This window comes from Pseudomonas sp. R1-18, from assembly GCF_051132095.1.
In the GTDB taxonomy this organism is placed as follows: domain Bacteria; phylum Pseudomonadota; class Gammaproteobacteria; order Pseudomonadales; family Pseudomonadaceae; genus Aquipseudomonas.
In genome coordinates, this window is the sequence record NZ_CP071658.1 from 993,080 (window position 1) to 1,015,046 (window position 21,967).

The 21,967-nt window shown below is 58.1% G+C and carries 9 protein-coding genes and 1 pseudogene; 5 read left to right on the plus strand and 5 right to left on the minus strand.

Annotated elements, in window-relative coordinates; genetic code table 11:
* Nucleotides 1-204: 204 nt before the first annotated feature.
* The 5 genes from J3P77_RS04620 to J3P77_RS04640 all read left to right on the plus strand — a co-directional run bounded on the left by J3P77_RS04620 (nt 205) and on the right by J3P77_RS04640 (nt 4,233).
* Complete coding sequence (locus tag J3P77_RS04620) at nt 205-1,311, plus strand: serine hydrolase domain-containing protein (RefSeq protein WP_434679928.1); 1,107 nt, start codon at nt 205-207, stop codon at nt 1,309-1,311.
* Nucleotides 1,308-1,637 carry an amidase gene (locus tag J3P77_RS04625; RefSeq protein ID WP_434679929.1) on the plus strand — a complete coding sequence of 110 codons (330 nt, stop codon included), beginning with the start codon at nt 1,308-1,310 and terminating at the stop codon, nt 1,635-1,637. Before J3P77_RS04620 ends, J3P77_RS04625 begins: the two co-directional genes overlap by 4 nt.
* Nucleotides 1,638-1,731: 94 nt before the next feature.
* The gene (locus tag J3P77_RS04630; RefSeq protein WP_434679930.1) at nt 1,732-2,313 is read left to right on the plus strand and encodes a YceI family protein; all 582 of its coding nucleotides are present in this window, start codon (nt 1,732-1,734) and stop codon (nt 2,311-2,313) included.
* 1 nt (nt 2,314) lies between these two features.
* Nucleotides 2,315-3,472 (plus strand): phospholipase D-like domain-containing protein, encoded by a 1,158-nt coding sequence (locus J3P77_RS04635; RefSeq protein ID WP_434679931.1) that lies wholly within the window; start codon nt 2,315-2,317, stop codon nt 3,470-3,472.
* Nucleotides 3,473-3,651: 179 nt separating this feature from the next.
* Nucleotides 3,652-4,233 carry a DJ-1/PfpI family protein gene (locus J3P77_RS04640; RefSeq protein ID WP_434679932.1) on the plus strand — a complete coding sequence of 194 codons (582 nt, stop codon included), beginning with the start codon at nt 3,652-3,654 and terminating at the stop codon, nt 4,231-4,233.
* 887 nt (nt 4,234-5,120) lie between these two features.
* On the opposite strand, the pseudogene J3P77_RS04645 reads toward J3P77_RS04640, so the two are convergent.
* The 5 genes and pseudogenes from J3P77_RS04645 to J3P77_RS04665 form a co-directional block, all read right to left on the minus strand.
* A pseudogene (locus J3P77_RS04645) lies at nt 5,121-7,052 on the minus strand (RHS repeat-associated core domain-containing protein); the annotation flags it as partial.
* Between the two features lie 48 nt (nt 7,053-7,100).
* Nucleotides 7,101-9,890: an RHS repeat domain-containing protein gene (locus J3P77_RS04650; RefSeq protein WP_434679934.1), complete on the minus strand. Its 2,790-nt coding sequence runs from the start codon at nt 9,888-9,890 to the stop codon at nt 7,101-7,103.
* A 37-nt stretch (nt 9,891-9,927) separates the two neighbouring features.
* Nucleotides 9,928-12,777, minus strand: a complete 2,850-nt coding sequence (locus J3P77_RS04655; RefSeq protein WP_434679936.1) for an RHS repeat-associated core domain-containing protein — start codon at nt 12,775-12,777, stop codon at nt 9,928-9,930.
* A complete protein-coding gene (locus tag J3P77_RS04660; protein WP_434679937.1) occupies nt 12,774-17,096 on the minus strand; it encodes a SpvB/TcaC N-terminal domain-containing protein in 4,323 nt (1,440 codons plus the stop codon). The genes J3P77_RS04655 and J3P77_RS04660 overlap by 4 nt, the downstream gene beginning before the upstream one ends.
* Before the next feature lie 15 nt (nt 17,097-17,111).
* On the minus strand, nt 17,112-21,944 hold the full coding sequence (locus tag J3P77_RS04665; RefSeq protein ID WP_434679939.1) for a neuraminidase-like domain-containing protein: 4,833 nt from the start codon (nt 21,942-21,944) through the stop codon (nt 17,112-17,114).
* Nucleotides 21,945-21,967 lie beyond the last annotated feature (23 nt).

Genomic DNA, 21,967 nt, shown 5'->3' on the forward strand with positions numbered 1-21,967 from the left:
CTCCTACAATAGATCAGCACGCCTCGAAAAATGTGGGAGGCAGCTTGCTGGCGAGGAGGCCGGTACATACGCAGCAGGTCCATTGCCTGGAACGCTGCCGTCGCGAGCAAGCTCCCATCCAGCAGATTACCGCTGCGCCGTACCATCCACGTTCTGTCACGAACCCTTGCTACCGTGCCCGGATTGCCTTGCCGAGGACCGGCCATGCTGCTTCGATTCGCGCGTCTGTGCGTGTTTTCCTGTGTGGGTATCAGCGCCCAGTCCGCTCTGGCGGAGACATGGCCCGGCGAGCAGTGGTCATCGCGTCCCGTTACTCGGACAGCCGCGCTGGAGGCGCTGGAAAACTATGCCTTCCCGTCCCGAGACGAGGCGACCCGTGCCGGTGTGCGAACCGATGCGCTGCTGGTGATCCACGACGGTGAAATCATCTACGAGCGCTATGCCGGAGGGACTACCGCAGAGACACCGCATCTGACCTGGTCGATCAGCAAAAGCATCCTGGCGAGCCTACTCGGCGTGGCGTTCGGGGAAAGCCGTTTCCAGCTCGACGATCCGGTTGCGAAGTTCTACCCACCGTTCGAGGCGCATCCGACGATTACCCTCAAAGACCTGCTGCACTGGGCGTCCGGCCTGGACTGGCAGGAAGACTACGAATACGCGCCGCTCAACTCCTCGGTCGTTGCGATGCTCTATACCCGCGGTCGCAACGACATGGCCAGCTTCGCCGCCGGGCACCAGAGCTTTGCCCCGGCGGGCACTGCGTACCGCTATTCCAGCGGTGACAGCAACGTGCTGGCCGCACCGCTGAAAAGCATGGTCGGGCCGCAGACCTATCCTGACTACCCATGGACCGCGCTCTTCGATCCGCTGGGCATTCGCAGCGCTGTCTGGGAGGTTGATGGCAGCGGCACGTTCGTCGGCTCGTCCTACGTCTACATGACCGCGCGGGATCTGGCGCGCATTGGTCTGCTGATGCAGCGTGGCGGGCGCTGGCAGTCGCGTCAGATGCTGCCCCGACCGTGGCTGGATTTTGTGCTCACACCATTTCATGGGGCTAACCTGCAGTCCGGCGGCGAAGTGCCCGGCGGCCACTGGTGGCTCAATCGCACAGCGGCGGGAACCGTCGGGCCCTGGCCGGACGCACCGCCTGACACCTTCGCCGCGCTGGGACATTGGGGGCAGGCTTTGTATGTACTGCCCGGCGAACGCCTGGTGGTGGTGCGTTACGCCGACGATCGCGACGGCAGCTACGATCACAACCGGTTGCTCAGGCAGGTGCTCGCGGCTTTCGGTCAGGAGCGCACTCCGTGAGCGGCCGCCCGTTCTTCATCCGGCGTCGGCCCGTCATCAGCCTGTTGCTGCTGGCATCCGCCACGCTTGCGGTGCTGGCCTGGCAGCATCGTGTCGCGTTGCGTGCGTTTCCCGGCATCATCAGCGCCTATACGGCCAAGGAGTATTGTTCCTGCCGTTACGTGATGAACCTTTCCGAGATGTATTGCCGAGGGTACGTCAGACAGTACCTGCCCAGCGCCGTGACCGATGACGCGTTGAAAAAGGTCGTTACCGCCAGCGGTCTGGGGCGGAGCAGCACCGCTACCTGGCTGGGACCCAGACAGGGCTGTCGATTGAAGCCTTGAGTCACATCGTTAGTAACATCGAGACGAACGTAGCGGATTGCCAGCGGTCAGACAGGCGGATAAGGTTGCGCCGACCTTGACCGATGGAGTTTGCATGCCCACCACGCCTCGCCTGCTGCTGGCACTACTGGCCGCACTGGCGCTACCCGCCCACGCCAACTGGTACCTGGACAACGAATCGTCACGCTTGTCCTTCACCTCCACCAAGAATGCCGATATCGCCGAGGTGCATCGCTTCCTGGTGTTGCATGGCAAGGTGGATGGCAAGGGCGTGGCTGAAGTCGAGGTCGAACTGGAGTCGGTGAGCACCGGTATCCCGCTGCGCGATGAACGTATTCGCGATCAAGTCTTCCAGATTCGTAAATTCCCCGCCGCGCGCATCAACGCGCAGCTCGACCTGCGTCCTATCAATGCACTCGCGCCGGGTGCGCAGCTGGAGCTGCGCCTGCCGCTGAGCGTGCAGTTGGCTGGAAAAACCCACAGCTACAACGCTCAGCTGCTGGCCACGCGTCTGGATGATCGGCGCTTTCAGGTCGTGACGCTTGAGCCGTTGGTGGTTCACGCTCAGGACTTCGGTCTGGTGCCTGCCTTCAGCGCCTTGCGCAGTGCGGCGCAGCTTTCGGCGATCAGCCTGTCGGTGCCGGTTGGCGCTGTGCTGATCTTCACGGCGCGCTGACATGGCCGGGATGATCTTTCCGTGGCGCAAGGACAACAGTTTTCAGCTGCTGATTGACGGGCCGGCATTCTTTCCGCGCATGATCGCCGCTATCGACCGCGCCGAGCAGCAAGTCGACCTGGAGCTGTATCTGGTCGAAGCCGGTGCTTGCGCCGACGCCATCGTCCGGGCGCTGGTCGATGCGGCAAGGCGCGGCGTGATCGTAAGGTGCCTGTTCGACGGCTTCGGTTCCCAGGCATTCGACGCCGGGCTGCGTCGACAGCTGACTGAAGCGGGCGTGATCTTGCGTTTCTATAACCCGATCTTCTGGCGGCGCGGCATTCGCAACCTCTATCGCGACCACCGCAAGCTGCTGCTGATCGACAAAGCGCTGGCGGTGGTGGGCGGCACTGGCGTTACCGATGAGTTCTGGGAGCCAAGTCGGGAGGTGAGTCAATGGCATGAGGTCATGGTCGAAATCACCGGGCCGCTGGTGACCGACTGGCAGGCGCTGTTCAACCGGCAATTCCATGCCAATCCGCAGCGCACCGCCTGGCGACCCATGGAAAATTTCGGGCTCGCGCATTTGCCCAAGGTGCCGGTGTCCGGTCACGGGCTGGGGCGGGTTGCCTACGCTGACTCCCGCCAGCACCGCGATATTCTGCAGTCACTGGTTGTGGCGCTGAACGCCGGGCGCAAGCGCATCTGGCTGGCGACGCCTTATTTTCTGCCGACCCTCAAAGTCCGCCGCGCGCTGCGTCGGGCCGCGGCACAGGGCGTCGACGTGCGCCTGCTGCTCACAGGTCCGCGCACTGACCATTCCTCGGTGCGCTACGCCGGACATCGTTACTACCCGCGGCTGCTACGCGCCGGGGTGCAGATATTCGAATACCAGCCGTGCTTTCTGCACCTGAAGATGGTGCTGATCGACGATTGGGTGAGCATTGGTTCGTGCAACTTCGATCACTGGAACCTGCGTTTCAACCTTGAGGCCAACCTTGAAGCGCTGGACCCTGCGCTGACACGGGATGTGGTTGCCAGCTTTGAGAAGGACTTTGCCCAAAGTACCGAAATCACCCTGGCGGACTGGAAGGCCCGACCGTTGTGGCGGCGGGTGAAACAGCAAGTATGGGGTTGGGTCGATCGATTGGTGGTCAATCTGTTGATTCGGCGGGATTGAGAATCCGCCCGGAATTCTTGCTGCTGTTACCTTGCTCGTGGGAGGCAGCTTGCTGGCGACGGCGGAGTGGCAGGCGACAAAAATTTATCTTCCTCCACTTGATAGCGCGCCGGCAATGAGACAATTCCCGGCACCAGGCCTAATCTGTTCTCTGATGGATAACCACCAGGAGAATGATGATGGCTGCCAAGAAAATCCTCATGCTGGTCGGCGATTACGTCGAAGACTACGAAGTGATGGTGCCGTATCAGGCGCTGAAAATGATCGGGCATGTGCTGCACGTGGTATGTCCCGGCAAGACGTCCGGCCAGACGGTCCGCACGGCGATCCATGATTTTGAGGGCGACCAGACCTACAGCGAAAAACCCGGGCATCACTTCGCGGTGAATTACGACTTCGATAAAGTGAACGTCGAAGCCTACGACGCGCTGCTGATTCCCGGCGGGCGGGCACCCGAGTATCTGCGTCTCAACGACACCATCCTTGAATGGATTCGTATGTTCGACAAGTCCGACAAACCCATCGCCGCAGTTTGTCACGGCGCACAACTGCTGGCCGCCGCGGGCATTCTCAAAGGTCGCGAATGCAGCGCGTACCCGGCCTGCGCACCGGAGGTCCGGCTGGCGGGCGGGACCTTCATGGACATCGAAATCACTGCGGCTCACACCGAGGGCAATCTGGTCACCGCTCCCGCATGGCCTGCGCATCCGGCCTGGCTGGCGGCGTTTCTGGAGCTTTTGGGGACTGAAATACAACCCTGATCGCAATGTGAGTCTCGCTGACTCCCCACCTGTAAACTTCCGGTCCGCGATTTGAAGAGCTCGGTTCAAGGTCGCGGGCCGAATCGATCCGTGATCCCACGGGTTGATTTCTGGCGATGCTCGAGAATCTACCGGTTTGCTCCTGAACCTTTGCTCGATCGACGTGCATCAGGTTTATTCAGCACGTCATCATCGACTGGCAAAACTCTGAACCTTGACGCTGAAGGTGTCGCAACGGGGGTTACGGAAAACCTTGAGTTTCTGGCGGGCTGTTCCGCCTCTGGAGCCGCCAGCCTGGCTAGTTGATCGACCAAGGTATCCTGTTCGGCCACCCTTAATTCCTGTGGTTTGACGTGAATATAGACGTCAAGGTCCGAAGACCCCGAGAACCTGGTTTCAACCCGGATCGGCCGCAATCTGAAAGTGTTCAGCAGCCTTTGGGTGCTTTTACCGTTCTGGGTGCTCGTCAGAAAGGCTTCCATCAGCTGTGGTGAGCCGCTCGCATATTTTCGAGCGACCTCCATGACGCCTTCATTTATTACCAGACTGCGTTTTATCACTGACGGCAATGCGTTGGAAAAACCTACCGCGCGTGACACTCTTAGATACTGCTCAACGGCTACCTCATCCGCATGGACTACAGGTTCTGCCCGGACATGCTTGAAATTTTTTTTGAATGTCCACTTATGGCGCATGAACTTGTTCTCAAAATAATCTACACATTCGTAATCTTCGTGATAATACAGCGACCCTATCGTGTAAGTGTTTTCGTGTTGATGGATATACCTGGTTTTAAGCAGGTGGTCGCGCTCTGGCGATTGTCGCTGTAATTTCTCCAAGCGAGCTTGAAGTCCTTCGTCCGCAAACCAGATCTGGCCATTTTCGGTCTGTTCAGTGATGAAGCCATTCAGGTCGAATGATGTAACGGGGCTGTTCCCTACAAAACAAAAAAGATTCAACCCATCCACGTCTCCTGCCGGATCCGGGTTGATCCATCGCTGCAACCACGGCGCGTAATACCTGAAGCCGTAGTAATACAGCCCGCTGGCATCGCGCTCCTTGCCCGAATACCGGATTGTCTTGTATTTCGCTTCCACCGTGCTGCGCGCCGCCCACCAGGAAGTGCCTCCAAACGGGTAATAGCTTTCCTGGCTGATCAGCCCGCCATGCTGGTCCAGCTCCAGCGTGCTCGATCCCAAATGATCGTTCAGACTGTAGCGGATTTGATCGTTCTCGATGCCGCTCGGCGAGCCTGCCTGCCAATGCAGTACTCGCGCGTTGTGGGCGGTGATGACGTGCAGGGTTTCTCCGTCGGCGGTGGTGCGGATTTCCAGCCCCGGTAGATAGCGGACTTCGTTGCTCAAGGTACGGCTGGAGGTCTGCGCGCTGGTGATTTTGCGGCAGCGCTGACCTTGACCGTCGTAGACATAGCGTTCGTTGTCGCTGGCGGTGTCGTCGCGCGTTACGGTCGTAATCTGCCGCAGCTGGTTGCGCAGGTCCCAGTCCAGCGTCTGGCCGCGTACCAGATGCAGCAGGTTGCCGTTGGCATCGAAGGCTTCGTCGAAGTCTACTTCCACCTCGCCCTCGGGCAGGCTGCGATTGCTGTCGGCGGCAACGTGCAGGGTTCGGGTGAAGGATTGCGCGCCGACATGGCGCATCTGCAATAGATTGCCTCCGGTGTCATAGTCGTAAGTCTGGGTGTAACGGCTGACTCGATTTGGATCAGGTGGCAGGGTCTGCAGAGCGGGCAGGGCAGGGCCATGGCTGGCGCCGGTATTGACCTCACGACCGGTAGCCTCGATCAGCTGATACAGGGTGTCGTAGGTATAGCGGCTGACCGGCTCGACGCGCTGGTTGGCGAAAAAACGCACCGGCTGGGCGGTGTCTTCGATGTGCAGGATATTGCCGACCGGATCATAGCCGTAGTGCAGCGATTGCAGAATTTCATGACCGGCACGGCCAGCGGTCATGCTCTGCAGCAGGCCACTGGCGGGGTCATAGACAGCCCGGCTGATCACGCCGTTGCCTGACGTTTGCTCTTCGACCTGATCAAGGGCGTTGTAGTGAATGTCGCTGACCAGCGTTTGCGGCTGCGCGGCTGCGGTCAAGGTGAGTTCCACAGCTTTCAGTTGCCCGGCAACGGTGTGCCGGAGGTACTGCGAATGGCCCAGTGCATCGGTTTGCTTGATGGTTTCGCCCAGCGCATTGAAGGTCCACTGCGTTTCCAGCCGGTTGCTTTCTGACAGTGCGTCGCGTTCGGCTTCGGCCAGCGGCCAGTCCGGTGTCTCTGCGGTCAGCAAAAAGCTTCGGGCCTCGGTCAGGGGCGAGCCGCGCAAGCCATACTCCGGTAGATACCGGGTGCCGGCGGTGTCGTCATGACGGATCAGCTGGTTGCACCGATTATGCTCGGAATCGTCAGGCCCGCCGTAGGCCAGGCGCTCACTGACCAGACCCTGTTCGACGATGCTCACCGGTCTCATCTGATTGTCGTACCTGGTCTGGCGCTGAATGCCGCGGCCGTCCCATGCTGCCGCAACCTGGTCAGCCTCGCCCATCAAGATCAATCGCCAACCGGCATCGACGCTGTCGGTAAACAGAGAACGGCCGTTAAGGTTGTAGATCGTCCTGAGATTGGGATGCGCCAGACGCGGATCGCACTGACTGACGAGGCGGCCTGCCACGTCGTAGACCTTACGTGTAATGCGCTTTTCAGTCGCCTGATTCGGCTCAGCACGACACTGGGCAATGCGGCGCACGGCCAGACCGCGCGGCTCTACGGCCACCACTATGGGGGTGTGGGCATGCAGTGTCATGTTCATCCGCAATGTCCTTGTGTGCGGTTTAAATAAATTTATTCAAGTATCGGATCATAACGATAAACGTCGACTTTCATGTCTGCGCAAACATGCTGAGGGAATAGTCAAGGCAGGAACGATAGAAGGTTGTTCGTTAAGTACCGTAATGTTCGCCATCGGCCCGGCGAATTTTTCATTGATTGACGAGACCAACAAGGCTATAGAGTCAGCGTTCTTCAGTATTACCTGACTGCGCTGAAAAGGGTCGTTCTTGAAAGCTGCGCTGTCAAAATCTTCTTTGTCCGGCCCATCCCATATCATGGTTGCGTGTCGGAATTGTTGGCGCTGCAAGTCGGACAGAAATTGGATGCGCCCACTATATGAGGCAAGCCCTTCAGCTTTCGCTGGAGTTGCTCCTGGAATGCGTATATACCAAAAATCGCTAGTGCCAAGAGCTATATGTGACGATTCGTGAATGATATTCCAGGCAGTATGGTGGGCGCTTTCATGTACAACGCCATTTCGTAAAAAGAGATGTTTATCAGGGTCGTGAGTATATTGCCAGGCCACTTGACTGCTTTCTCTGTCACCGCCAACACCAACCATCCGGGCGCTGTCCCAGTTCTGAAGGAATGAGGATAATTTTCCAATCTGTTGGCCAAGGAATCCGAGAATACGTATGTCATTGTCATGGCTAGCTTCAGACTCGGTGCGAAAGTGGCGCAGCAGCGTCTCGCGATGTATGGGGTTGGTGGAAGAAAACATTTCTCGGTTGATTGTTGCGCGCGCAAACGCCAGCCCTTTTCTGCTGGCTGACAAGGCTACAGCCAAGGTTCCACCAAATGCCGGGTTCCATCGGGCAACGTTTTCAAGTCCGATGGCCTCGACCGGATCGCCACTCTTATCAAGTTCATCAAGCACATCGTTGAAGTTGAAAGGACTTGCGCCGGATGGGTCCATCAATGATATCGGACAATTCCTGGAAAACCGGTAAAGATTTAACCCATCCACGTCTCCTGCCGGATCCGGGTTGATCCACCGCTGCAACCACGGCGCGTAATACCTGAAGCCGTAGTAATACAACCCGCTGGCATCGCGCTCCTTGCCTGAATACCTGATTGTTTTGTATTTCGCGTCCGCCGTGCTGCGCGCCGCCCACCAGGCGGTGCCGCCGAACGGGTAGTAGCTTTCCTGGCTGATCAGCCCGCCAAGCTGGTCCAGCTCCAGCGTGCTCGATCCCAATTGATCGTTCAGGCTGTAGCGGATTTGATCGTTCTCGATGCCGCTCGGCAAGCCTGCCTGCCAATGCAGGACTCGCGCATTGTGGGCGGTGATGACGTGCAGGATTTCCCCGTCGGCGGTGGTGCGGATTTCCAGCCCCGGTAGGTAGCGGACCTCGTTGTTCAAGGTACGGCTGGAAGTCTGCGCGCTGTTGATCTTGCGGCAGCGCTGGCCCTGGCCGTCATACACATACCGCTCGCAGTCGCTGGCGCTGTCGTCGCGCGTTACGGTCGTGATCTGCCGGAGCTGGTTGCGCGGGTCCCAGTCCAGCGTCTGGCCGCGTACCAGGTGCAGCAGGTTGCCGTTGGCATCGAAGGCTTCGTCGAAGTCCACCTCCACCTCGCCTTCGGGCAGGCTGCGATTGCTGTCGGGGGCAACGCGCAGGGTTCGGGTGAAGGAGTGCGCGCCGACATGGCGCATCTGCAACAGGTTGCCGCCAGTGTCGTAGTCGTAATGTTGGGTGTAGTTGCCGACCCGGTTCGCATCGGGTGGCAGGTTCTGCAGAGCGGGCAGGGCAGGGCCATGGCTGGCGCCGGTATTGACCTCACGACCGGTGGCCTCGATCAGCTGATACAGCGTGTCGTAGCTATAACGGCTGACCGGTTCGACGCGCTGGTTGGAGAAAAAGCGTACCGGCTGGGCGGTGTCTTCGATGTGCAGGATATTGCCAACCGGGTCGTAGCCATAGGTGAGATGCAGCAGCGCTGCTTTGCCATCCAGACCGGCGTTGCGTTCCATCAGCCGGCCGTCCTGCGGGTCGTATCGCGAGCGAATGACGACGCCATTGCCGGCCGTCTCCTGCTCCACCTGATCGAATGCGTTATAGCGGATCTCGCTGACCAGGGGCTGGGCGTAGCCGGCGCCGGGCATTGTCAGTTGGATGGTTTTCTGTTGGCCGGTCGGGGTGTGCGTAAAGTGCTGCACACTGCCGAGGGCGTCGGTTTGTCGGATGGTTTCGCCCAAGGCGTTGAAAGTCCGGTGTGTCTCCAGCTGGAAGTTTTCGAGCAGCACATCGCGCTTGGCTTCCGCCGGCGGCCAGTCCGGTGTCTCTGCGGCCAATAAAAAGCGCCGGGCCTGGATCAGGACCGAGCCAAGCACACCGTACTCCGATAGATATTGGCTACCGGCAGGGTCATCGTGACGGATCGGCCGATTGCACCGGTTACGTTCGAAATCGCCAAGGCCGCCGTAGGTCAGGCGCTCGCAGACCAGCCCTTGCTCGTGGATGCCTATAGGCCGCAGATGAGTGTCGTACTCGACCTGGCGGTGGATGCCTCGGGTGTCCCATCCCTCGACGACCTGCCCAGCTTCGCCCAATAACCCCAGCCGCCAGCCGGAATCGACACTGTCAATAAGCAAGGGCTGGCCGCTGAGGCTGTAAGTTGTGGTGAGGTTTGGGTGCGAAAGACGTGGATCGCACTGGCTGACAAGGCGACCTGCCCCATCGTAGGTTTGATCGACAACACGCTCATCGGCCGGTTGATAGTGCCCTGCACGGTAAAACGCGATGCTGCGTACTTTCAGCCCTCGAGAATCTACTGCGATCAGCAGGGGTGTATGGGCATGCAGCTCGACGTTCATTTGTACTGTCCTGTTGCGACCTTTAATAATTTTTCTGTCAAGTAGTTGAAGCTCTTCTTCCAGGTCTTACCTTTGCCCACTTGCCTTCACCATTCAGCCCTGCGGCATATCCCCTCATAAAGATTTGCGTAGCGGTTCGGGGGCTAGTAACCGAGAATTCTGAGGTTGTTTCTGTCCGATGGTAAAACGGGATGAAGGATAAAGAATAAGGATCTTTGTTTTTCACGGAACGAAGGTGGCTTTGCAGCATGGAGGGGCCCGTCATATTCATTGTAAGCTTAAAGCGGCTATATAGCCCGAGCTCGGCATGCCTCTTGCGACTCCAGCCTACATTTTCATTATCAAAACGCATGTAAGTACTGGTTGTGTAGTGTTCTACGATGTTGTCTAAAAGCTCCCGGGTAAGTTTAGCTTTTGGTATGCCGGCAATTACTGCGTTTGAAAAAGCCCCTCGCTCGATATGCGCGAGGAAGCCGTGCGGCGCTTCCAGAGTACCAAGCGGTCTACCAATTGCTACGTCCGTGTCCATGTATAAACCGCCTTCGGTATAAATGGCAGCTAGTCTAAGAATATCACTGGCAGCTGCGATGTTTTTGAAAGGGCCGGAGCTTTCTCGATTGAAAATTGCTTCCAAAGCAAAGGCATTGGAATAGTCAGATGAAAGATTTTCAAATAGTTCACTCGGGGTGCGGATTGTCAGGGACTTTCCGTGACTCATGGCCATTGCTCTTTTGCCAGGATCATTGCTGTCCTCTAATCTGCCAAGGGTCCTAAGTATTTGGCCAGGTTTTCGTGTCCAGATATTAATCGCATACTCTGGATTCAACTCTTTAAATATTAGTATGTTCTGAAGATGTGGCTCTGGGATATCGCTGCCGTCCCAGAAGAAATGTGCTGTCGCTGGGACGGGTTTATTTCCTTTTAAGTCGATCCTGCCTACAGGATTGTTGTCCAGCGCTTTGAACAGATTCAATCCGTCCACGTCCCCTGCCGGATCCGGGTTGATCCACCGCTGCAACCACGGCGCGTAATACCTGAAGCCGTAGTAATACAACCCGCTGGCATCGCGCTCCTTGCCTGAATAGCGGATTGTTTTGTATTTCGCGTCCGCCGTGCTGCGCGCCGCCCACCAGGCGGTGCCGCCGAACGGGTAGTAGCTTTCCTGGCTGATCAGCCCGCCAAGCTGGTTCAGCTCCAGCGTGCTCGATCCCAATTGATCGTTCAGGCTGTAGCGGATTTGATCGTTCTCGATGCCGCTCGGCAAGCCTGCCTGCCAATGCAGTACTCGCGCGTTGTGGGCGGTGATGACGTGCAGGATTTCCCCGTTGGCGGTGGTGCGGATTTCCAGCCCCGGTAGGTAGCGGACCTCGTTGTTCAAGGTACGGCTGGAAGTCTGCGCGCTGTTGATCTTGCGGCAGCGCTGCCCCTGGCCGTCATACACATAGCGCTCACAGTCGCTGGCGCTGTCGTCGCGCGTTACGGTCGTAATCTGCCGTAGCTGGTTGCGCGGGTCCCAGTCCAGCGTCTGGCCGCGTACCAGGTGCAGCAGGTTGCCGTTGGCATCGAAGGCTTCGTCGAAGTCCACCTCCACCTCCACCTCCACCTCGCCTTCGGGAAGGCTGCGATTGCTGTCGGGGGCAACGCGCAGGGTTCGGGTGAAGGAGTGCGCGCCGACATGGCGCATCTGCAACAGATTGCCGCCAGTGTCGTAGTTGTAAGTCTGGGTGTAATGACTGACCCGATTTGGATCAGGTGGCAGGTTCTGCAGAGCGGGCAGGGCAGGGCCATGGCTGGCGCCGGTATTGACCTCACGACCGGTGGCCTCGATCAGCTGATACAGCGTGTCGTAGCTATAACGGCTGACCGGTTCAACGCGCTGGTTGGCGAAAAAACGCACCGGCTGGGCGGTGTCTTCGATGTGCAGGATATTGCCGACCGGGTCGTAGCCGTAGTGCAGCGATTGCAGAATTTCATGCCCGGCACGCCCAGCGGTTATGCTCTGCAGCAGGCCGCTGGCGGGGTCATAGACAGCCCGGCTGATCACGCCGTTGCCTGAGGTTTGCTCTTCGATCTGGCCGAATGCGTTGTAGAGAATGCTCTGCGTGAGCGTCGTTTCGTTTTTGGCGTTCAAGCGCAAATAAACGCCGTTCAGTTCGCCCGCGGTCGAGTAACTGAAACGGTGTGCATTGTCCCTGGCGTCCGTTTGGAGAACAGGCTCTGAAAGAACGTTGTATTGCCATCGAGTGGCGAACGCTTCCGCTTCCACCAGGTCAAGGTAATCAGTGTTTTCCGTCCAGTCAGGCAAGCCCTGATCGATGAGAAACTGCCTGGACTGATCGAGTACGTGGCCCTGCACGCCGTAGTCGGTAAAGTGCAAGCTACCTGCGGTATCGTCCAGCCGTACCAGCCGGCCGCACCGATTATGTTCGGCCGAGACTGCACCGCCGTCGGCGTAGACCATACGACTGATCGTCCGGGCATCGTTGGAGGCGTCGATCTCCAGGACCGCCACTGGACGAAGGCATTCGTCATAGCGCGTCCGCCAGGTGCTGCCGCGCGTATCCCAGCTTTGCACGACATGGCCCGCCTCAGCTTGCAAACTCAGCCCCCATCCCGCGTCGACGCTTTGGCTCAAGAGCGGGGTGCCCGCCAGGTTGTAACAGTGCACCAGGTTGGGCGTTACTGGCTGGCCCTGCTCAGCCAACGCGCTCAAGCGTGGGTCCAGCATTGAGACAAGCCGGCCTTGTACGTCATACGTCCGGCGGGTGGTCAGCTCAACGGCTGGTTCCAATTCCCCGGTCTTGCGCCAGGCCATTTCGCGCACTGTCAGGCCCCGCCCATCGACTACCTTGATGGTTGGTGTGTGGGCGTGGAGTGCGCCGTTCATCCCGGCTCACCTGAGGCTCGCAATGCGAGCACTTCTTCAGCCGTATCGTTCTCATCCTCGCTGATGGTGTACCAGGTCCGATAGGTCTGGCGCCGCATCCAGCCTTTGGCTGTAAGCGTGATCGTCGGTCGCCCGAGAGGGTCGTAATACTGACGATCAAAATGGCCGTGCTCGCGCAAGGATTCATCCTTCACATACAGATGGCTGTCTGCGAAGTAAGGGCGATATACCCGCACGGCGAGCCCCTTGTTGTTGTACTCGACCCGTTCGCTGACTCGCCAGCGTGGTGAGGCCTGAACGATTTTCGGTTGGCCGTCCTCGAGAATCAGGACGCCGTACTGGTCGACTGCATAAGCCTCGCCGTCTTCTACCAGTTGACGGGTTTGTAACGGACGCCCGAAGCCGTCCACCGACACCAGGCTGATGCGAATTTGTCTGGCCGGATCGCCCGGGTACCGGTCCGCCTGAAGAGTTGCATTTGCAAAAGGAAGAGGGACGGGGGGGCCGTAAGTGCCGGGGCTGTCGTAGTAGTAAACGGCGGCAGCATCACGCAATGCCCGCTCGGGTGCCGTCACGGCTTCGTGACTGCCTCCCCAGTAGTGCGTTTCACGCTTCAGTGGTTCGAAACCCACTTCCTGGCCCAGTTCGGTACCGTAGAAGCTGGTCGCCCATAACCGCCCGAACGCGTCGTAATCGGCTTCCTGGGTGTTGCGGTTGGGATCGACGATTCGAAAGACCTGCAACGCACGATAGTTGTACGTGGCTGTGGTGACGCAGCCTGCCGGATCGGTGATTTTGGTGACAAACAAGCCATAGGGGTCGTATTCGACGCTGGTCCAGCCGTGACTGCGCGTTGGCCTGAAGGCGATGATGCGGTAGAAGGCTTCGGGACCTGCATAAGTGGCGAAATTACGCTTGACTGACCAGAGCACCAGATCTTCGTTGGGCAGGAAGGCCGGCATTTGCTGATAGCGCAATTCAGTCAGGCGGGCAGCCAGTTCATCGACGGTCATGACTCGCTCATAGGCGCTGAGCGCCTGTTGGTCGAGTTCAGCGCTTTCAACGGCATCGGCCAGCGCTTGAAAGTTCGCCTCTCCATCGCCGCAATCGATGTAGCGTTGTACCGACAGGCCGGTAAGCGTGCGAGGCAAGGCAGCGAAAACGCTTTGCGGATCCCTGAACGTCTCATAGCTGATCTGCTGTGGCGTCATGGCGCTTGCCGGAACCACCATGGCATCGGTGCGTGCCCGCCAGGGCAGCCCCAGGCGCCAGCTTTGCGGGCTGTCCAGATGAATGACTTCGTTGCGTGACTCGTTCAGGTAGCCATTCTGCTGGGCTTCGTCATGGGACGCCTGCCACCATTGCCGCTGGTAGATATCTTCGAAAGGCGGCGCGTCCTGGGGCTTCTTGCGCCGAGCATAATGAACCGTCACGCCATGGGTCTGAGTGCCGTAGCGGTCCCACGTCAGGCTCAGGCTGTGCTGGCACATAGGGTCGTCGAGCTGCTCGGCTTCGTATTGGTAGGTTATGGACTCCAGCGTAAGTGGCAGCATCAAGGCATAGGGCTGATGCGGACCGAGCGGCTTGAGCTGGCGCACCAGGTATCGATGCGCTTGTACCGAATACAACTGTGGCGTGTCGCCAAGGCCAAAGACTTCGACGCGCAATGGCAAACCACTGAGCGCGCGGGTCATTTCCCTGCAGGTAGGTTCGTCGGGTTCAGTGAGCAGTTGCTCGATCTGAGCGTCCGGGTCGTATACCGACAGGAGGTGCTTGCCCAGAGGGATAGCCTGAGGGTCGCCGGTATCGTATTCGCCGCCAGCCTGCTGCGTGCTTTGTCCGGTATGAAACCAGCTCTTGACCAGCACCGGAGCGGTAAAGCCGTCCTGCTGATCAGGCGGTATTTCCGTATCGGTCTGCATGACCAGCCCGAAGCCGCGGAATTCCCTCTCTACGGGGTCATAAAACCCTTGTCGATATTGGTACAGTTGAGTGAGCTTATTGCCGGTCACCGTGTCCTTCTGGGTCTGCCTGACTACCACATGAACCGGAAAGGGCAGATACGAGACGGCCGCCTGCCCTGCATTTTGCAGCGTCTGTTTCTCGTCCAGCCATTCCTGGGCCGAGCTGCGATAAGTTACTTCGCCCGTTGCGCCCATATTGTTGTCCGTGGCTTTGAGCAGATAGGGCTTATGCAGGGTCCCCCCTCGGTTGGCCGCGTAGTGCAAGGTCCAGTGACGAGGCTCCATATGCGGCTCAGTGATGATCAGGCTTGAAAACCCCAGCCCTTGAAGGTCCGCTGCGCTGACCTGGCAGAAGCGGTCATAGCGCATACCCGAAGGCCAGGATTGCCCGAATGGGGCCGCAAAAGCGTTGCCGCCTTCGTTCATAAAGATCCGTATGCCGGCCGGCTCAAGGTAAAGCAGATCACTGGCGCCCGAGCCATCCAGGTCAGCCAATCGGATCCGGCCAGAATCGAATTCCTCATAGCTGAAAGGCAGGTGGGCGAACAGTTGCCCCTTGCCAAAACGCCCGCGTCCCAGGTTCGGCCAGAACCGGACCTCGTTATGCCGGATGCGGATCAAATGCTGCTGCCCGGTTCCCAGCAGATCGGTAAAGGCCACCAGTTCGTTGGGGCTGTCGCTGAGTAACGGCAAGCGATCATCGTCGTGTCCCACCTCTGTCGGCGCGGCGAAACCCGCCGCCCGGCGACTGGCATACAGGCGAACGCTGCGTGGTCCGATCAATGCCAGATCGGAAAGTCCGTCGCCCACAAGGTCGGCCATCTGCCCTTGCGGGTGGAAGAACTCCGCTGGGAAGGCCGCAAAGGTGGCGAAGCCAGACCAGCTACGGTCAGGGTTGAGAGTGAAGAAACCGGCCATGCCGGGCTGGGCGACAATCCATTCCAGGCGCCCGTCACCGGTGAGATCGGCGAGCGCCTGGCGCACCGGCGCGCTCGAGTCGATCGTCGGAAGCATCGGCAATTCCTGAGCGCGGCCATAGGCCACGGCATCGGCACTACCGGAAACTGCGCGTATGGGCTCGCGATAACGCCAGCCTTTGTCCTCTTGATACAGCACGCCAGGCATACCATCGCCGTACAGGTCGATCATCTGATAGCGCTGGCCGTCGTTGAGCCCGGGCATCGATTCCAGCCGTGAAAATATGGGGTTTCTGCTATCGAATTCGCTCCAGGTAAATTGCAGCACCGGATGTAACTGAAGCTGCCTCACCACTGTTCCATCCCAGGCCTGCAGGTGTGCGGCGGCCAGCAGGTTGTATTTGAGCACGGTCTGCCGGTATTCCAGCAACAGGCGCTGCACAAGCAACGGCGCCTCGCCCAGCTCGTCCGGAAAATGGTGGAACATCAGAACTTGTCTGCACAGGCGCAGATTGCCCAACTCGAAGCCGTACGCGAAGCTGGAATGCGGGTCGCTGCGTACCGGCCATTCGGTCTGCTCCGAATAGCCGGGTCTGGTCCTGTGATCGGTGCTGCGCTCGCCGTAGTCGAACAGCAGGTCGAAGTGCCAGTGCAGGTCGTCCAGGGACTCCTCGTCCCAAAGGTAAAGCACCGGGTGGGGCAGGGCATTGCCATAGCGGACCCGCCACAGATAGCACTGGGCGATGAAGTCCCGCGGGTGATCCTCCGGCAGGCCGGCTTCATCCTCGGCCTTGTATTCGTAAAGGATGTGTTCGCCAGTGGCACTCATGCTTTCTTCCAGCAGCCACTCGGCCACGCGATGGGAGTCGGCAGGATCAGTGCTGCGTGACGCTGCTCGCTTGCCGTAGATGTACAAGTTGCCGCCGGCGTCGTGAATCAGCCAGAAACCCGGATCGTCCGGATCGACACGCCAGTGTTCGATCCGGTTGAACGCGCCTTCGATTCTGGCGAAATAGCGGATCACCTGATAAGTCATGCCCAGATCATGACCGTTGTAGCTGCTGACGTGGACGAACGGGATGTCACCGTCCGCATCCCGCTCGGGCAACCAGACTTCACCGTTGGGGCCGAGCATCACGTCATCGTCCGTATAGGTCGGGACCCCTTTGCTGGCACGTCGGGCCACGCAACCGATGTTCAGGGTCCAGCCGATACCGAACAAGCCATTGCCAGCGGTGCTCTGGTAGTCGAGAGACAGCGCGGGGTCATGGCCTCTACCGGGGCTGAGGGGCAGGGCAATTTGTAGTGAGGCCATACCGCTGCTGCCGACCGCACCCCAGCCCTTGCCGAGACTCTGGATGGCTCCGCCACCCTTGGGCAGTGACGGCGTGGCAACGGCGGGCCGGGATGTCTGTTGCGATGGTGCAGGAGTGTCCATGGCTCAGGTTTCCCGTCAGCTTTTCGCGGTATAGCGCATGTGAACAATGATGTCGGTGATCGAGGCAATCACCTCCTCCTGACCGGCACTGAACTGCAAGGCCCAGCGGGAAATCGCCCCGGTGCCTTCGAAGGGCAGGTATCGCTCGTCATCGAAGTTGAAAACGAACAGGCCATCGTCGTCGACACCCGTCGAAACGGCGATCTGTTGGCTGGCGCGCATGTTTTCCTTGAGCGGCCCTTGCGGACTGTTCATCTGTACGGCGCTGTAGGTCTGCGTCAGGGTCGCGCGGATATCCTGGTAAGGACCGACGGTGATCGGCAACGAAACACTGATGCGTTTGATACGCCGCAGGTAGTGGCCTGGATAGTCGCCGTCGAGTATGGCTCTGGTTATTTCGAATTCGGCGATGCCTTCTTCCGCCAGCCGGGCGGCTGTTGCATCCCAGCCCATATTGATGCTGTGGCTCTCATCGCTGGACGCAAGTAGCTGCTTGACCGAAACCGTCTTGACGATCTCCAGCTTGCGGTCGTGACGCGCAAGATAAGCGGCATCCATACGCAGCAGGTCGAGCTTGAGTGATTCGCCCGCGGTCAGGCCGCGCCAGGCATCTTTCCAGGCGGCGGGCCTGATAAAGCTTGTCGAATAATCGGCAATTTCGTACTGCCAGCAGGCTTGTGCGGCCAGGCACAGCGAGAAGGTTGCGTCATAGGCCTGATAGTAGAAAGTCGAGAACTGGCCATTGAGCCATTGATACAGCTGGCTGTTAGTGAAGCGCTTGTTGAGAAATGCGTAAACGACTTCGGCCTGTTTTTTTGCTTCCTGGGCCTGGCGCAGTTGCAGTTCGGTGATGCGGGTCTGCGCGTCGTGGACCGCGAGTTGCGCTGCGATGTGCTCCGACTCTAGCAAGGCCTGGTCCCGGGCGTTTTCCCACTCTTGCAAACGACGGCGGTAAATTTCAGAGCGTTCCAGAGCGTTGCCGATGCTGTCGTTGAAAGTTGCGACGGCGTGCGCGCCAATGGCAACGATCTCAGGAACGCCCTCAAGGCGAAAACCACCCACGGCACCGCCGCCCGCCGCACCGACGGCCATGCCACCGGTTACGCCGGCATGAAATCCGGCATGGTTGGGAACTGTTTTAAGACCTGCCGCAACGGCACTTGCGGTAGCAGCAATACCGCTTGCAACCCGGCTACGCAGATAAGCGGATGCCGCAAGGATCTCGATGGTGCTGACATTCTCATCCGCCAGCTTCCCGTAAAAGCTCGCACGGGCATCGGCAATTGCCTGACTGGCTTGCAGCGCCTTTCGCGCCTCGATTTCGACTGTCTGGGCTTCCAGTTGCAGATCAATGGCGTACTGCGCAAATTCCCAGACCTGCTGCTGTTGCAGCTCCATAAGCTGCCCCTGTTCCCGCCGTTCGATGACCGACAGCAGAATGCTGCCAAACTGCATGAGGTTATCCACGGCAGCGCTTGCCCGGTTGAACATCACGGCATAGCGATAGTGAGGCGTTTCCTGAGCCAGCAGTGCTCTCGCACCGCCTTCGGTTGCACCGTTGGCGTAGGCTGCGAGCACAGCGCGTGGATCGAGCGGTGCCGCGAAAAGTGGCAGCAATAACGGCTTGCCATCCAGTGTCAGGTTATGGCGCAGGTTGTAAAGCCGCGACTCGACCAGATCCCAATACCTGGTCAATTCTGCATTCATGGGAACGATGAAGTGCGGATTGTCCTCTTCGAGCAATGTCGGGTCACTGCCGAAAGTACTCAAACGTAATACGGGTTGACGGAAACGGGCGAACGTCTGGCCGTCATCGGTCGCCGCGCTGGCACGGATCCGTTGTTCCTGCTCGATCAAATGCGTTTCGAACGCTCGCAGGCCGGGGTTATTCGCGTTCGCCAGGTCCCCCAGCTTGATCGGCGTCCATCGGCCAGTGATCACGGTATCGGGTCGCGGTCCGAGCAGGTCCAGAATCCGTACGTACCATAATTTGGCTTCGCCAAGGCTATCGGGAGTCAGTTGCCGGAAAGCCATGTCACCACGGTCGATCAGATTCTTGATGTAATGGAAGTACACGGCCTTTTGATAACGGACCGGGTCACTGGCGGCGATGCCGTCCGGGTCGATGGGGGCGCGCATGAAGTAGTCAGGGTCCGGTAACTCAGTCAACGGCCGTACATTCCAGTAGGCAGGCGCATTGTCCTTGGCCTTGCGCGTTGGGTCGAAGACGAAGGCCAGCCAGGATTCCGCGTCTTTGAAGCGTTGTTCCAGATTCAGCCGATGAGACGTCATGAACGGCAAATGCAGGAACAGCTCCCAGAAGTACAAGCCATTGGCACCTTTGAAGTCCATCTTGCCGGGTGTCGTTTCATCGCCGATGGCGGGTTCCTGCAGGTGCTGGGTCTCCCAGGACAATAAGGCTTCGAGCCCGACATTGGCCTTGTTGATCAGCTCGCGAGCGAACAATGTATTCATGCGGATCGGATTGCGTTTGTCGGTGGTCGATCCGTCACTGAATCGTATCGTGGAACCGGAAAAATCGATGTATTCGGCGATTCCCAGGACCGGGTCCGAGCGTCTGCTGATCCTGGGGGCAATAGGGTCAATGCCACCTTCGGATTCCCAGGTCAGTTCAATCTCGGTGGATTTCATGGCGTCCCCAAGGTTGGCGCCCGATGATTTGAGATCCACACCCACACCATGGATGATAAAGAAGTTTTTTTGATTCGGGATGAACGTTACATGTTCTACCCGCGGCAGAAGAGTCGACTTGTCGAAAGGGATCTCACAGGTATAAACGCTGGGTGCTGTCATGGAATCCTGGGGTGTACTGTAACCGATCTTGATCTGGCTGTCGGCGTGAGGAGCGTCCATCCGGTAGGGGATTTTGAATTCTTGGTTGAATGTCTGTTGTTCATCATCCAATGGCTCAATAGTTACGGAAAAATCGCGAGACACCGATTGATCTGTAACAAAGCTGATAACTCCAAATTTTATATGACTCGGGTCAAGTAGGGTGAGGCCCAGCAGAATGTCTGCTGCCGGGGTTGTGATCATACCTCCCGCGAGACTTAAGCTTTGCTGTTGATCGGGGCGATGTGTAATGACGTAATTTTGGCCATCAGGATCCATGATAAAATTCAGAAGGTCGGGATAAATGGTTCCATAAGGGTATAGGCCTATATATATTTTGGCGTTCGTCACTGTAATGGGTGAGTAAATTGTGAGTATCGATCCGGTCTCAAGTCTGCAGTATAAGTCATCGATAGGTGTGATTCTGAGTACTAGCCGGCATTGGTCTGACGGGGAGTTGAAGAATAAAAGAGAGACGGCGTTGCTCGTGTTCTTGATGTCGGACGTTATGGTGGTCGAGAATTTCAGCTTTGCATTGACGTGATCGATCAGCGGAAGAGGACCATGTTCCATGTTCGACACTGTGCGTTGCAGCCCTTCATAATTCCACCACTGATCGTCCGGCTTTGGAGCGCTTGTCCTGATGGTCTTGAATCCAATGCGTACGTACCAGGTGAACTGAAAATTCGCCTTGTTCATCAAGGCCAGCGCCCAGCAAGTCTTGCGAATCCGGGCCTCCTCCGGCTCGGGAGCATCCGGATCAAAGTTTTCGTAAACAAATCCAGCCTTTGGGAAAGCTCTGGTTGTATTAAAACTCTTGTCGACAAAGGCGGTTTCAAGAAACGCATAGTCTGAAGTGGAGCCGTCGGTGTCCCCGCCGACAAGGGTTTCCCCGGCGTACATTGCGATAAAGAGAGACTCGGGCGAAGCAGAGATATCGAAGACGGCAACGGTACTTAAATCTTTTTCCAGGTCCACGGTCTTGCCTGCTCGCGTGAAGCTGTTGAGTGTCGTGACATCCATGTATATGAGAGGGGCGCTCCACGAGTCGTCATATTTTTTGTACGAGATATTAAACAGCAATTGAATCTTCGGAGCGGCTGTTGTCGTCGGAGGCTTGGCAGGGATAATGGGGATCTCGCCGGCACCCGGATTGATAGTGCCGGCAGGCAATGTGCATTCGATCTCATCGGCAACATGGATACGATCTACCCAGGTCAAAAATAACCGGTTATTGAAAAATACCGGTCGGATGGTTCGCTCCAGCGTATTGGCATTGACCCCGATTTCCGCCCGCTTCCAGTCCGACCAGGCTCCCGGCGTCGGGTTATCATACTTCGGGCCTTCGGTACCTTCCTTGTAAGCCCGCTCATTCATATCTACCGTGCGCCAGTAGTAGATATTCTCGGCGCGAGATTTGCCGATAAAGTAATATTTGCCCTCAGCGAAACGCTCACTGTCGATATAGCCGTTGATCACGGTCAGGTTTGCAACTTCTTCGAAGCTGGCCAGGTAGGATTTGACGGCGTCCTGCGTCGTGTCGATGCTGATCTTGTTCTGGTTGATGTCGTTTTCAAGTTTTCCGAAGTAACCCGACTTTTTCAAGCGCAGGGCGGGGGAGATGAAGGTTTCAGGGTAAAGCGCCAACTGCATATTGGCGGCCCAGATCGGATATTGGCTGTTACGATCGCGCCACTCGAGGAAACGCGCTTCTGTCGGTTGAAGAAGTTCGTAGCCAGGCTCCATGCCCATCAAGGCACCATTGATGAATTGCTGGATACTGCTGATCGCTGAAGCCACGTAGCTGGTGTCGACCTGGTGGGTGACCTGATTATCGATCAGGAAAAACTCATAAAGGTCATTGGCGGTCTTCAAGCGCCGATCCAGCCCCAGGGACCCGAGCAGAGGCGAGTGAGGAACAACCTCGCCCAGGTAATAGGCTATCAAGGCATCCCGAAAAGACTCATGCAGCTGACTTTCAATGGACTTGGACATGTAGGTGGCCATCTTGGTAGTTG

Bases quoted from the DNA above. Each gene is read 5' to 3' on its own strand.
- J3P77_RS04650 (WP_434679934.1), bottom strand. From the start codon at position 9,890: ATGAACGTCGAGCTGCATGCCCATACACCCCTGCTGATCGCAGTAGAT.
- J3P77_RS04630 (WP_434679930.1), top strand. From the start codon at position 1,732: ATGCCCACCACGCCTCGCCTGCTGCTGGCACTACTGGCCGCACTGGCG.
- J3P77_RS04665 (WP_434679939.1), bottom strand. From the start codon at position 21,944: ATGTCCAAGTCCATTGAAAGTCAGCTGCATGAGTCTTTTCGGGATGCC.
- J3P77_RS04620 (WP_434679928.1), top strand. From the start codon at position 205: ATGCTGCTTCGATTCGCGCGTCTGTGCGTGTTTTCCTGTGTGGGTATC.
- J3P77_RS04655 (WP_434679936.1), bottom strand. From the start codon at position 12,777: ATGAACGGCGCACTCCACGCCCACACACCAACCATCAAGGTAGTCGAT.
- J3P77_RS04660 (WP_434679937.1), bottom strand. From the start codon at position 17,096: ATGGACACTCCTGCACCATCGCAACAGACATCCCGGCCCGCCGTTGCC.
- J3P77_RS04640 (WP_434679932.1), top strand. From the start codon at position 3,652: ATGGCTGCCAAGAAAATCCTCATGCTGGTCGGCGATTACGTCGAAGAC.
- J3P77_RS04635 (WP_434679931.1), top strand. From the start codon at position 2,315: ATGGCCGGGATGATCTTTCCGTGGCGCAAGGACAACAGTTTTCAGCTG.